Origin of the sequence: Bacillus sp. RC251 (genome assembly GCF_044908765.1) — a bacterium.
Classification (GTDB): Bacteria; Bacillota; Bacilli; order Bacillales; family Bacillaceae_G; genus Bacillus_A; species Bacillus_A wiedmannii.
This window is the reverse complement of record NZ_JBIYDP010000001.1, coordinates 657,531-670,335: the sequence shown is the minus strand read 5'-3', so window position 1 is coordinate 670,335 and position 12,805 is coordinate 657,531. Positions and strand designations below refer to the sequence as shown.

Here is a 12,805-nt window from a genome sequence, read left to right as displayed (position 1 = left end):
CCCTCTTAAAAGGGGAATCCGTTTCTAAACTCAATCATTAAAATTTACCGTAAAATGAATTAGCTTTCATGCGCCCATCATTTGTCATAATCATTTCTTCCAAAATCTTTTGCTTATCTCGAATATGCTGTGCCGCCTTAATAATGAATGGGCTTACTTCTGCCGCAACTTGTGCGCGCGTTTCTTCATCCAAAGTCATCATCCAACGATTTAACATCTCACTCTTCTCAGCAAACTCTCCATCCGACACTTGCAATTCACCGATTTCATTAAAACAGCCGACAAACGTCCGATAAATATCATTGTTCATTTTCAAGTGCTCCGCGGTAACCGTCTATTAAATCTTGTAACACTTTCACAATCGCATCCATGTCTTTTGCTTCACGCGTTACTTTCATCGCTTGAATTTGTATGCTAATCCAATCGTATAAACCGTATAAACTATCATATAAATCTTTCGTAATTTCAGGATTTAATTGAAGCTTTAATTCTTCAAAAATACGTTCTAACTTTTCAAGAAGTGCATCTCCTTCTTGTAGTTTAAAAGTATGTAAAAGCTCTTCTAAATTACGAAACTCTACAATACATCTTTCATAAATAAAAATTGTATTTTTAATCGGATTACTCGTCATAATATCATTTTGCATATAACGTTGCCATGCTTGCATACGATCACTTCCTCAACTTTCATTAATCATCACTTTTTTGTTTTGTCATTGCTTTAATTGTTTTTAATTGGCTATCAAGTGCTGCTAATGTGCTTTCTAGCTTTTGATACTTTTTTACAATTTCATCTTGCTTTTGCAAATTTTGTGTTTCAATATCTTTAATCTTTTTATCTAAATCACTTACACGTGAATCAATGTTTTTTACTCGTTCTCCAACTACACCTTTATCACCAAATAACTTATCAAGTGGCTCTTCCATCATTTTTCCTAAACCGTTAGAACTAAAGAAAAATTGCTTCGCTGCATCTGGTTTTTCTTTTAACGCTTTCGTTAATGCTTCGTCATTAACTTCCATCGTTCCATCTTGCTTTAATTGAATACCAAATGAGAATAAGTAATTGCCATCTTGTGAAAATGTTACAACATTGTTCATAGCTTGACGCACACTTTGCATAATAGCTTGTCCTTGGAAAGCCCCACCTTTTCCAGCAAAGATATCCACTGTAGAAACAGCTTTATTATAATCTGCAACCATCTTTTTAATAATATTTGATGCGTCTGTTACGTTTGAGTCACTTACTGTGAATTTTAGATCTATCCCTTTTGCTTTTGGTTCTGTTGTTGTACCTGCATCTGATGTTCCTTCTACTTTCGACTCAGTTACTTTTAACAATTCAATTTTCACGCCTGGAAGAGCTTCAATTGTATTGCTAGGACTTTTACCTTCAATACCATTAATAGTATATTTTGCATCTAATGCTTCGTTAATAGTATTTAATTTCATTTCCGTGGCAAGTGGGTCTTTTCCTTCCACTTTTGAATAAAACAAATCTGTAAGTACATTAGGCGGTGTCTTTTCTAATTTAATTTCATTCATTGCCCCTTCTTTTTTCGAGGTCATGAAAATTTTATCTCCAAGTGTATAAGCCGATACACCATAATCTCCGTCATTAATTTTATTAATTAAATCTTTATATGTCATATCAGTTGTTACTTTTAGTTCTTTATCACCTAGTTTTATTGTTTCATCTTTAGGAAGCTTCGCATTTATATTAGTAACCTTATTAGAGGCTATTTGATGACGCTGTGCAAGCTGAGTAATCATCATATTAAAAGTGCCAGCAATTGCACCACCATCAGCTTTTACATCTATATAGCCTTCTTGCGTTGTCGTTACTTTTTTTTCATTCCCTTTAAAAGCCGCTAAGTTTTTAAAAGTTTGTGTGAAAGAGCTAAATTCCGATTTCAAACTTGTATATAATAGTTTATCATTTGTAAGATCGTTCTTTTCTTTCGTATACGGTGTTTTCCTCATATCTAACGCTTGCAGCTCTAATTCTACTAGGTTAGAAGTATCGATCATATTATTTCCAAGGTTCCAAATCTGTTGTCTACCACCAATACCTGTCATCGTTGTTCCTGCCATTTTTCTCACTCCCTGTATATTACATGTAGTCTAAAATACTCGTTTTACTCATCGTACTAACTGCTTTAAGCGTTGCTTCATACGTCGCATTAATATACGCTAAATCAGAGATTGCTACCGCTAAATCAACATCTTCAATTTCTTTACGATTTTCTTGAAGTGCTAAATTTTGTTCACTTAAAATTGTTTTAAACGTCTCCATTGTGTTCATTGTCGAACCAACTTCAGTTGTACGATTAATGATGCCATCTAGGTTTTTCTTATTTTCTCCTAATAACGGCTGTAACGCTTTTTGGTCACCGTTTTGCATCGCTTCACTTATCTGTTTTAATGTTTTTATAACAGGGGATAATAATGCTTCTCCGTTACGGAATGCTTTTAATTCATAACCGTCATTTAGTTGCCAGTTCACATCATTTTGTCCACCTTGATACGTACCATCTTCTGTAAATGGTGGCTTCTCTGTACTATCACCACCGAAAATATAACGACCTTGCTCTTTCGTATTCGCTAAATATACAACTTGTTTTAAAATTTGATCAATCTCTGCACCGATAGCTTTCAATTCTTTTTCACCATTTTGCTCACTTAACGCCTGCAACATTAATTGATCTGTTCTCGTTACAGATTTCAAAACACCTTGTAAAGTATTTTCAGTTTGTGTTAATACATTTTTCGAGTCAGCTAAATCTTTTTGCATTTGTTCAATGTTCGCCAATGAATGTTGAATCGCAAATGATTTACTTGCCGCAAGTGGATCTTCACTCATAAACAGGTTTTTCTTCCCTGAAGTTACTTGATTTCGGTGGTATTGTTGTTGCACATTCAAATCCATTAACTGATTCTTTGCCCAGCTTGCATTTTGAAATGTAGATACTCTCATTTCTATCTCCTCCTTATATATTTCCAATCAATTACTATCACTTATCGAATAATCGAAAATAGACTATCAAACACTTCATTCATCGTAGAAATCGCTTTAGAGTTTGCAACGAAATATTTTTGGAAGGCCATTAAATTAACCATTTCCTCTTCCATATTAACGCCTTCGACACCCATCTTTTCTTCCTGAATCCCCTCTAATAAATCCCCATGAATTTTTTGATATGCATTCACTGCACTTTTATCAGACGCAATACCAACTACGAATTGGTCTAATGCTTGTTTATAAGAAAGACCTTCTTTATAATCTCCATCTGTAATCGCTGCTAGTTTATTTGCTGTTTCAGCTGATATTTTCATTTTTGAAACATCTTTTGCAAATTCAGGGTTTAATTTCATATCTTTCGCTTGATCTCCAACGAAGAATTCTTTCCCCATTACTGTGTTCACTTCATTCTTTACAGAACTCATTAGTTCTTCAAGGTTTTTCTTATAACTAGCAATCTTCGCTTTCGTATCAATTGCTGATTGAATTGCTCCACTAGTTAAAGGAATTTCCGAACCGTAAATTTCAGCAGTCATTGGCTCTTTTTCTTTATTTAATTGAAGTGGATATGTATCTTGTCCATTTACTGTTAAAACACCATTCATTCTAACACTCGCGATATTAGGATTCATAGATTCATAAGACACTTCTATATTTGCATACTTAGACATTTCTGTAATGATACGATCACGTTCATCTAAAAGCTGATTTGGTACTTGTGTACCTGCTTGTCCAATTTTTTTATTCGCTTCCGCTAAACCTGCAGCAAGTCGATTAAATTCATTGACATGCGCTCCAATATCTTCTGTCGTTTGTGCTTCTGCTGTATCTAAGCTTTTTGCCAGACGATTTACTTGACTTGTAAACTTCCCAGTTTCAGAAATTAATGTATCGTAGTAATTTGGTTGTTCTGGATTCTTTGCAACTTCACGAAAGGCATTGAAGAAACCATCCATTAAACTAGATAATGAATTCTTTCCTGTCGTTCCAGCCATAGACTCTACTCGTGATAAAGTCGAATTCATGTAGTTGTAGTAAGAGAGTTGAGATAATTGATCGTTAAACTGTTTCGTCTTCACTTCATCTGTAATACGGTCAACACCTAGCGTTTGTACACCGTAACCTATTTTTTGTTCCGGTGAATAGCCATGACTTGCTCCAGCCGATCCGTAATTCACCATTTGACGTACATAACCAGGCGTATGAATGTTAGATAAATTTTGTTTCGTCGTTTGTAATCCCATTTGTGCCGCTAACAAACCCGATAACGGCGTATTATAATCAGATAGTCTCATAATGTTTCACTTCCCCTTTACAATAGTTCGTTCATAAAGATTTGTGAATTATTGTTTCGCTCTAAATTATATTCAGAAACGGAATCCACAATACTTTCTGTAGTTTTTAATAGTACGTTTAAGTAATATTGATTTTTCAAAAGAATCATTTTTACATTCTCTTCTAATTCTGTTAGGTTTTTTTGTATTTTTTCCATTTTTTCAATTTCTTCATGAGAAAAATACGAAAATAACGCACTTACGCGAAATGCTTCCACGCCCTGTTCTTTACAAAACTGAACAACCATTTCTTCAAATGAACTTGATAACTTTTTTAAACCATCAATGTACTGCAATTGCTCTACTTGTAACTTTTGAACTGCATTTACATTTTTATGTTTTAAATTCTCATATATTTGTTCTCCAAGCGTTTGAATGTTTTCATATGCTTTTTGAATAATAACGAGCTTTTCATATAATTGTATGTACATATAGCTTCCTTCCCTTTTACAAGACTAAATTTACAATTAAACCGTGGATTTCTCCAATCTGATTTAACATTTCTAAATGTCCCGTTTTCGTATTAATTAAATTCATAACATCTTCTAACTCATTTAATCCCATTTCCGCCTGTTTCACAATCGTCATTTTCTGTGAATATCCGTAACGCGGATGACGAGACATGACATCTTTATATTGCAATACATTGTCAACGTAAAAATTCAAAAATGATTTTACTGTATTTTTGTATTCCATTACGTTATCAAGTGTTAATTCCATTTCAATTTTCTCTTTAATTTCTCCAATGTTATCGACAAATGCTTCCATTTGTTCTAGCAATTTATCTTTTTTCGGATCTGCATGCAAATTATCCGAAAATGCAAGTCCTGTCCTGACATTTGCTTCTTTCGGCATTTGAGTAGCAGGCGGTATATGCGATAAAATTGGATTATGCGAGATAGAACGCAGCATATATATCACCTTTTTATTTTTTTATTTCTTCCTAAAGTTAATCGTAAAATCTAGTTATTTATAATTATACTCTGAACACTAATATTTTGCAGTTATTTTTTATAGAAGATATGTTACAATTTAGCATGAGGTGGCACAATTCTATGAATATTTTTCTTTGTGGTTCAAATCAATTAACAGCATTAGATCAAGAAGAAATTAAAAAATTTTTAACTGACTATGCTCACAAACATAAAATTTACATATTATGTTATAAATCTATTGAAAATGAGGTACTTCGTTTTTTCGTCGAAAACGAAAGACTCGCTCAAAATTTATGCCTTTACACGCTACAACCGTTTCAAGCAGTAACAGATGAATTTCAAGAAATCGTTGATTATTTAAAAACACACGGAGCCGAGTATGTTGCTTTTGATCATCCTTCCGAATCTATTTACCGATCAGATTATATGTTTTTTGTTAAACAAATTATTGAAGATACCGATTTAGTTCTCTGTTTTTATAACGGAGACAAGCATACATCTGTCATTCCCGTTGATATTGCAAAAGAAGCTGGGATTGATGCTGTCATTTATGATTTACCAGGTTTACATGAAAAACAGATGAAAAAAAACTTTGAACAAAAAATTCGTATGATGTAAAGGGGGAGGCACAATATTGTTATTGTGCCTATTATAAATATGATAATTGAACAAGATTATGATCATTTTATCGCGAGTTTTAAACAACAATTCAATATGGATATCGCTTCATATAAACAAGATAGAATGCGCCGTAGAATCGATGCTTTCATTTCAAGAAAAGGCTTTGAAAACTACACTAATTTCTTAAGTACTTTACGTGTCGATCAAAGCTTATTTTTAAGTTTTATTGACTATATTACAATTAACGTTTCAGAGTTTTTTAGAAATAAAGAACGTTGGCAAACGTTAGAGACGAAAGCACTACCAAAATTACTTGAACAAAATAACGGAAAATTAAAGGTATGGAGTGCCGCTTGCGCTGCCGGTGAAGAACCATATACACTCTCTTTAATTTTATCGAAGCATCTAGCTCCATTTCGTTTTGAAATACAAGCAACAGATCTTGATTTTCACATTTTAGAAACTGCAAAACGCGGTCAATATACAGAACGTTCTTTAAAAGAATTACCTACCGATTTGAAAGAACGTCATTTCACAAAAGAGAATGATATATATTCATTACATCAAAACATTAAGCAAAACGTTACGTTCAAACAACATGACCTGTTAATGCAGTCGTTCGATACAAATTACGATTTAATCATTTGTCGCAACGTAATGATATACTTTACTGAAGAAGCAAGGGTAAAACTTTACGAAAAGTTTAGTCGTGCTTTACGAAAAGGCGGCGTACTATTTGTTGGTAGTACCGAACAAATTTTAACACCTGAACGTTATAATCTTCAGAGATTTGATACATTCTTCTACGAAAAAATATAAAAGAGGTCGTCACAATGTAAAGTGACGACCTTTTATATAACTCGAATTAAAATAATAGCAACAATCCATACAAAGAGAAAAAGAAATGTCATAGACCATTTATGTTCTTGCATCGTTTGTTTCAGGACCTGTGATAATTGTGTCATATTCATTTCTGCGAGCGCTCTCCATACACTTACATCCCGCTCTTTAGCAGTGCGATCTGTAACGTTAATTAAAATAGTTTCGTTAGACAATTTCGTTATGTAAGCAGTAATAACCGTTACCATTAAATTTATATTTCCTTCTGAAGAATCACTTTCCACTCTAGAAAGGAGTGCACTTACATCCAATAACGGAATATGTACTTTTCTACCAAATGATAGTTGTACTTCAGCAAAATCATACGTCCCATCTAACAAAGGAAGCTCTTTTATATGCGCCTGCTTAACAAGCCCTTGTAAACTTCTCATTACTTGTTCAAATACTTTTTCTGTTTGCTTCCCTTCTCCAGATAACGTATGCAACTTTTTAAAGAGTTGTAACACTGTATCCATCTCTTTAGAAAGCATTTCCTTCATAACCTTTCCATCACCTAAACTCGCAAGTAAAATCCCTATTTCATTATTTTTCGAAATAATCTTAGACTGTCCAGTAAACACTAGATTACTATGCTTTCGTTCTTTCTGGATTTCATGTTCTGAAATAGCTGCAGGCTGTTTTAATGGTTGTAGCGTCTTATTTTCAATTGTCGTACGTTTAATTTCCATTTAAGCGCCTCCATTAAGATGAAATAATTAGCCCCATTCTTTATTACTCTTTAAAACTAAAAACAATACGAATAAACCCGACATAATAGCAAACACATTAGAAGCTTGTACTCCTTGTTCGCTACTGTCTTCTTTTTTCTTTTGCGGTTCTTCTATTTGTTCTTTCTTTTTCGAAACGACTCCATTGTCATTTCTACTTTTATTCTCTTTTTGAGCCTTTCCATCACTTACTTCCTTATGATTTTCCAACGGCTCTTTTATAAAGTAAGTAATTTCTTCTTTCTCTTTCAGCGGCTCTTTTATAAAATCGTTTATTTTCTCTTCTTGCTTCGGAATTTGAACAACTGGTGGTTTTTCTTCCAGAAGTGGAATCTCTACTTTCGATTCTTCCTGCTTCTCAGTTTCTTTCTTATCTTCTAATTTATCTTCATTCTCTCGTTCTTCTATCTTTTTATCATCTTCTGGTTTTTGCTCCAAAATAGAAACGATATACTCACTTTCCTCAACCAGTTTATTGCCGGCCGCATCCACTATCTCTACAAGTATTTCGTATGTACCGATTGGCAACTCATCCGTTATTTCAAATACTTTTTGCCAATCCATGTCGCGCTTATTGTAATCTAATAAAAATGTAATCTCTTTATTTTCTTTCCCTTTTAATGTAACACGAACCTCTTTCACAACTGATTCTCCGTCTGTCGCCTTCACTCGCACACGTATAGAATCGCCTTGTTTCCGTTCAATTAGCTTCTCTTTCGCCTCGTCAACAGTAACTTTATGCAACTTCGGCAGTTCTTTATCTATTGTTGGCGTGTCATTATTTATACGAATAAATGGGACTTTCACTTCATTTTCTATAAGCTCTTCTTTCTCAGTTTCTTTAGAACTTTGAATGAGCTGAAGATTCCAATCACCTTGCAAATCAAAAGTTTCGACCTTGTAGTTAGCAATCCATCGCTTCGTTTCCTCTTCATACTTAAACGATAGCATTCTTTCTTGTTCATACTGATCGCCGTTTTTTGGCAAGCGCAAAATACCTTTTATACTTTGAACATTTTGCTCTTTCGGCTCTACAATAACTCGCACTTCTTCGCCAACTTTTAATTCCGACTTATTTACTGTAATAACCCCTTGATCCGTCTCTATCTTTTTTTCGACCTCTTGTTCATTTACTACTTCTTGTTGTTGCTCTTTACCTTGATTCACTTCCACTTGCTCTGGCTGCTCTTGAACTTCTTTGTTTTCTTCTTGTACATTCATTTCATTTAGTTTTTGATCTGGTTCAATTTGTTCTTCCGCCTGACTTTGCAGAGGGAAGAACAGACACACATTTATGAATAACCAGCTCATTAGAAAAAACTTTACGTTTTTCATCTACTAGCTCAAACTCCTATTTCAACGACTTATAGCGATTTCGTCACTTTTACTCCGAAAAATCCATCTACATTTACAAGTTCACCATACGCTACTAATACATCATTTACATAGATTCGAATTGGTTCATCAATATCTTCATCTAATACAACGGCTTCATTTTCTTGTAAACTTAAAATATCTTGAATTGTTTTCACTGTGCTTCCAAATACAAATTTCACATTCATTTCTACATTTTGTAAGATGGATGTGTCCATGTATACTGGTTCCATTTGTTTTACTTCTTTAAATTCAATAGGTTGCACAACAGGTTCTACAATTTTTTCTTCTTCAATTTCTTCCGTAACAATCTCTTCTTCCTCTTCCATCATTGGATATAGAAGTCTTCTAACCATTTCTTTCGCTTCTGAAATCGGTAAAATTTGATACATTTTCGATTGAAGCAGGTCGCCAATTTCAAGGTTGAACGTAATTTGGACGAGTTCGTCCACTTTCATTGACTCTCCCAAATATTCCATTTCTTCTTTTAACGTTACGAATTTAACATTTGGCGGTGTCATGTCCATTTTTTCTTGAAACATTTCTGACATCGCCGTCGCAGCATGCCCCATCATTTGGTTCATGATCTCTTTAATACCGCTCAGTTCTAATTCACTAAGTTCTTTCTCTGGATCAACTTCTCCTGTTCCCATCATCATTAAATCTACCATTGTTAAAGCGACATCTTTCGTAAATACGAATACATTCTCATTCTTTAGTCCTTCAACAAAATCAACATTTAAAATAACAAATGGGACTGGTACTCCGTCATAATGACGAACATTGATTGATTCTACATTGGGCGTGCTAATTGTAACTGGCTGATTTAAAAGTGTTGACAATACTGTTGAAGCGGAACCAATTGAAATATTTGCAATTTCACCAAGGACATCCTTCTCTTCTTGTGTTAAATGCTCTTTTTCAACTTCTTCTACAATCTCAGTTTCCACTACTTCTGCTGGTTCGTCTTGCTCTTCTACGTCACCAGATAATTGCATCAATTTATTTACCATTCGTTTCGCATGTTCAACCGAAACAATTTGCACAAGTTTAGAGTTTACAAGATTATCTATCTTTAAATCAAACGATACTTTAACAATCGTATGATTCCCATCGATTTCAGAGATTTTCTCCATTTCTTCTGATAACTTTACAACTTTAATTGTCGGCGGAGACATATCTACTGTATCTTGGAAGAATTCAGACATAGATGTAGCTGCGAACCCCATCATTTGATTCATCGCTTCTTGTACAGCACTTAGCTCTAATTCACCAAGTTCTTTTCCGTCTTCCACTTCACCTGTTCCCATCATCATTAAATCAGCAATGGATAATGCAACATCTTGCTTAAGGACAAGAAGGTTTTCCATATCTAATCCTTTTGTAAAATGAATGTTTAATACAACGTGTGGAACTTCGACGTCGCTTGAATCATATAAATCTACCAATTCTATACGAGGAGCAGTAATGCTTACTTGCCTATTTAAGATTGTTGATAATACAGTCGAAGCTGAACCAAATGATATATTTGCAATTTCGCCAAGAATATCGCATTCTTGAGGCGTTAAATGCTCATTTTCTTTTTCTAGCACAATTGTGCTCGTATCCCCTTTTGTGTGTTGCTCAGGCATTTTCTCTGCCTCCTCATTTCTGTTTTTCTATCAAATGATATAAACTCTCATTTTATTTTAACAAACTTATTATATAAAACGTTAATATGTATTTATTCCCATTTTTAGATTAATAACGATTAACCAAAAAGCTCCCCAATTGTATACAAGTGGGGAGCTTTCCTTCATTCCTATTATAAACCTTCTGGGTTTAAAATGAGGACCACTCGTCCATCACCGAGAATCGTCGCACCAGAGAAATAGTTAGAACTCTCTGCAAAGAAGTCACCTAATGACTTTAGGACTATTTCTCTTTGACCGATAATTGTGTTTACAATAAGTCCATAGCTGCGATGTGTATTACGAACAATTAACACAGGAACCATTTGACCATCATATGACGCAAACGCCTCATCTACTGTTTTCTCACCAAATACAGTACTTAAATGCTTCACTTCAATAATTTGATTACGGTAATTTAACACATCTTTTCCTTGTAAGGATTGGATGTCTTCTCTCTTAATCCGAATTGCTTCAACAATATTACCAAGAGGGAAAGCATAACGTTTATCATTCGTTTGAACAAGCATAGATTGAATAATGGACAACGTTAATGGCAGTTCAATTCTAAATGTACTACCTTTTCCTTCTTCAGAATCAATAATTAAATGTCCACCTAAACTATGGATCGTATGTTTCACTACATCTAATCCAACGCCACGCCCAGAAAGGTCTGATACAACTTCAGCTGTACTAAATCCTGGTTGGAAGATCAAATCAAATACTTCACGATCCGTTAATTTATTTGCCTCAGATTCTGTTACAACACCATTTTTAATCGCTTTTTCTAATACTTTCCCTTTATGAATACCATTTCCATCATCCGTAATTTGAATAACGACATGATTTCCACTATGAAACGCTTCTAATTTAATCGTACCTGTCTCATTTTTACCTGCATCACGACGTTGTTCAACTGTTTCAACACCGTGATCAATTGCATTACGAATTAAATGAACGAGTGGATCACCGATTTCATCAATAACAATTTTATCAACTTCGGTGTCTTCACCTGTAATTTGTAAATCGATTTTCTTCCCTAAATCTTTCGCTAACATACGTACCATACGCGGGAAACGATTAAAGACTGTTTCAATTGGCACCATACGCATGTTTAGTAGTACATTTTGAATATCTTTTGAAATATCGCCTAATCGATTTAAATGCTCAATTAATTCCTTATTTTGAATTGCTTGTGCCAATTCATCTATACGGCCACGCTCAATTACACTTTCTTCAAACATGTTCATTAATCTTTCAATTTTTTCTAATTGAACACGTATGGAACGATTTTCCACTTTACCATTTTTCGTTTTTGCAGTGCTTTTAGCAGGTGTAGCATTAGCTGATTGCTTCGATACTTCTTTAGTTGATTCCACATGCGTAGCCGCTTGTATATCTTCCTGCACGGCTTCTTGTGTACCCAATTCTTTCGAGACTACTTCTTTTAATGTATGTCCTTGCTTCACTTCTACTTTCTCAATTTCAGAAACATGAAGCACTACTTGTTTTAATTCTTCTTCACTTTGATCAGTATCCATAAATACTGTGAACTCAAACCCGAAAGCATCTGCTTCAATTTCCTCAATACTTGGAACTGTTTTTTGTACATTACCTACATTTTGCAGTGCTTCAATACACATAATTGCACGTACTGCTTTTAAAATAGCTTGTTGCTCAACAGTTATATGCACTTCATGTGAAACTGCATCATTATTTATAGGTTCTTGCTCAATATATTCCGCAGGAGTTTCTACATTGCCATTCAATAATGCTTCTAATTTCTGCTTAGTTGTAATTACATCAATATTGCCCATTCCGCCTTGTTGCACATCTGCAACCATCTTCTCCAAATTATCAATGCACTCAAAAATCACATCAATAATCTCCGCATTTACAACTATATTCCCATGACGAATTTCATCTAAAACGTTTTCCATCTTATGCGTTAAATCCGCCATTTCCGTAAATTCCATACTCGCTGACATACCTTTAAATGTATGGGCTGAGCGGAATATTTCTCCCACAACATCCATATCAGTGGGATTTTGTTCTAAAGTTAGCACATTTTCATTTAGCGATTGTAAATGTTCTTCTGATTCCTCAAAAAATATATTTAATAGATCTGTTTGCATTTTAATCCCCTACCTGTCTAACAAACATTTCATTCATGTATAACAATTTAGTGTTTTAAAGCAAGAAAAAAGGGTGCCACACATCTTTCCGTTATCACTGTTTAGAT

The 12,805-nt window shown here is 34.2% G+C and carries 13 protein-coding genes; 2 read left to right on the top strand and 11 right to left on the bottom strand.

All coding sequences use genetic code 11. The annotated features are described in order from the left end of the window. Positions 1–37 precede the first annotated feature (37 nt). Genes ABH961_RS03560 through ABH961_RS03530 form a run of 7 tightly spaced genes read right to left on the bottom strand, consistent with a single transcriptional unit; the run spans position 38 to position 5,268 of the window. Complete coding sequence (locus ABH961_RS03560) at positions 38–310, bottom strand: hypothetical protein (protein ID WP_001058080.1); 273 nt, start codon at positions 308–310, stop codon at positions 38–40. After that, a complete protein-coding gene (locus ABH961_RS03555) occupies positions 300–668 on the bottom strand; it encodes a flagellar export chaperone FliS (protein WP_098080149.1) in 369 nt (122 codons plus the stop codon). Before ABH961_RS03555 ends, ABH961_RS03560 begins: the two co-directional genes overlap by 11 nt. A 22-nt stretch (positions 669–690) precedes the next feature. Continuing rightward, positions 691–2,094, bottom strand: coding sequence for a flagellar hook-associated protein 2 (locus ABH961_RS03550; RefSeq protein WP_098080147.1), 1,404 nt, complete (start codon positions 2,092–2,094; stop codon positions 691–693). Between the two features lie 19 nt (positions 2,095–2,113). Further along, entirely contained in the window at positions 2,114–2,977 is an 864-nt protein-coding gene (locus tag ABH961_RS03545; protein WP_060630278.1) for a flagellar hook-associated protein 3, read from the bottom strand. A gap of 41 nt (positions 2,978–3,018) precedes the next feature. Then, positions 3,019–4,317 (bottom strand): flagellar hook-associated protein FlgK, encoded by a 1,299-nt coding sequence (gene flgK / locus ABH961_RS03540; RefSeq protein WP_098080145.1) that lies wholly within the window; start codon positions 4,315–4,317, stop codon positions 3,019–3,021. A gap of 17 nt (positions 4,318–4,334) precedes the next feature. Next, on the bottom strand, positions 4,335–4,787 hold the full coding sequence (locus ABH961_RS03535; protein WP_098080143.1) for a hypothetical protein: 453 nt from the start codon (positions 4,785–4,787) through the stop codon (positions 4,335–4,337). 16 nt (positions 4,788–4,803) lie between these two features. After that, entirely contained in the window at positions 4,804–5,268 is a 465-nt protein-coding gene (locus ABH961_RS03530) for a YaaR family protein (protein ID WP_000946323.1), read from the bottom strand. Between the two features lie 143 nt (positions 5,269–5,411). On the opposite strand from ABH961_RS03530, the gene ABH961_RS03525 reads away from it, so the two are divergent. After that, positions 5,412–5,909: a hypothetical protein gene (locus ABH961_RS03525; protein WP_064469673.1), complete on the top strand. Its 498-nt coding sequence runs from the start codon at positions 5,412–5,414 to the stop codon at positions 5,907–5,909. 39 nt (positions 5,910–5,948) lie between these two features. After that, complete coding sequence (gene cheR, locus ABH961_RS03520; protein ID WP_141520070.1) at positions 5,949–6,731, top strand: protein-glutamate O-methyltransferase CheR; 783 nt, start codon at positions 5,949–5,951, stop codon at positions 6,729–6,731. Between the two features lie 32 nt (positions 6,732–6,763). Here cheR and ABH961_RS03515 read toward each other — a convergent pair whose 3' ends face one another. The 4 genes from ABH961_RS03515 to ABH961_RS03500 all read right to left on the bottom strand — a co-directional run bounded on the left by ABH961_RS03515 (position 6,764) and on the right by ABH961_RS03500 (position 12,698). Then, a complete protein-coding gene (locus tag ABH961_RS03515; RefSeq protein WP_098080139.1) occupies positions 6,764–7,480 on the bottom strand; it encodes a hypothetical protein in 717 nt (238 codons plus the stop codon). 27 nt (positions 7,481–7,507) lie between these two features. Next, positions 7,508–8,854: a transglycosylase gene (locus tag ABH961_RS03510; protein ID WP_098080137.1), complete on the bottom strand. Its 1,347-nt coding sequence runs from the start codon at positions 8,852–8,854 to the stop codon at positions 7,508–7,510. Between the two features lie 29 nt (positions 8,855–8,883). Next, positions 8,884–10,524, bottom strand: coding sequence for a flagellar motor switch protein (locus ABH961_RS03505; RefSeq protein WP_098123401.1), 1,641 nt, complete (start codon positions 10,522–10,524; stop codon positions 8,884–8,886). 173 nt (positions 10,525–10,697) lie between these two features. Beyond that, positions 10,698–12,698, bottom strand: a complete 2,001-nt coding sequence (locus ABH961_RS03500; protein ID WP_098080135.1) for a chemotaxis protein CheA — start codon at positions 12,696–12,698, stop codon at positions 10,698–10,700. Positions 12,699–12,805: the final 107 nt, after the last annotated feature.

What these genes read in the sequence shown, in the direction of transcription:
- ABH961_RS03560 (WP_001058080.1), bottom strand. Translation starts at nt 310, where the DNA reads ATGAACAATGATATTTATCGGACGTTTGTCGGCTGTTTTAATGAAATC.
- ABH961_RS03555 (WP_098080149.1), bottom strand. Translation starts at nt 668, where the DNA reads ATGCAAGCATGGCAACGTTATATGCAAAATGATATTATGACGAGTAAT.
- ABH961_RS03550 (WP_098080147.1), bottom strand. Translation starts at nt 2,094, where the DNA reads ATGGCAGGAACAACGATGACAGGTATTGGTGGTAGACAACAGATTTGG.
- ABH961_RS03545 (WP_060630278.1), bottom strand. Translation starts at nt 2,977, where the DNA reads ATGAGAGTATCTACATTTCAAAATGCAAGCTGGGCAAAGAATCAGTTA.
- flgK (WP_098080145.1), bottom strand. Translation starts at nt 4,317, where the DNA reads ATGAGACTATCTGATTATAATACGCCGTTATCGGGTTTGTTAGCGGCA.
- ABH961_RS03535 (WP_098080143.1), bottom strand. Translation starts at nt 4,787, where the DNA reads ATGTACATACAATTATATGAAAAGCTCGTTATTATTCAAAAAGCATAT.
- ABH961_RS03530 (WP_000946323.1), bottom strand. Translation starts at nt 5,268, where the DNA reads ATGCTGCGTTCTATCTCGCATAATCCAATTTTATCGCATATACCGCCT.
- ABH961_RS03525 (WP_064469673.1), top strand. Translation starts at nt 5,412, where the DNA reads ATGAATATTTTTCTTTGTGGTTCAAATCAATTAACAGCATTAGATCAA.
- cheR (WP_141520070.1), top strand. Translation starts at nt 5,949, where the DNA reads ATGATAATTGAACAAGATTATGATCATTTTATCGCGAGTTTTAAACAA.
- ABH961_RS03515 (WP_098080139.1), bottom strand. Translation starts at nt 7,480, where the DNA reads ATGGAAATTAAACGTACGACAATTGAAAATAAGACGCTACAACCATTA.
- ABH961_RS03510 (WP_098080137.1), bottom strand. Translation starts at nt 8,854, where the DNA reads ATGAAAAACGTAAAGTTTTTTCTAATGAGCTGGTTATTCATAAATGTG.
- ABH961_RS03505 (WP_098123401.1), bottom strand. Translation starts at nt 10,524, where the DNA reads ATGCCTGAGCAACACACAAAAGGGGATACGAGCACAATTGTGCTAGAA.
- ABH961_RS03500 (WP_098080135.1), bottom strand. Translation starts at nt 12,698, where the DNA reads ATGCAAACAGATCTATTAAATATATTTTTTGAGGAATCAGAAGAACAT.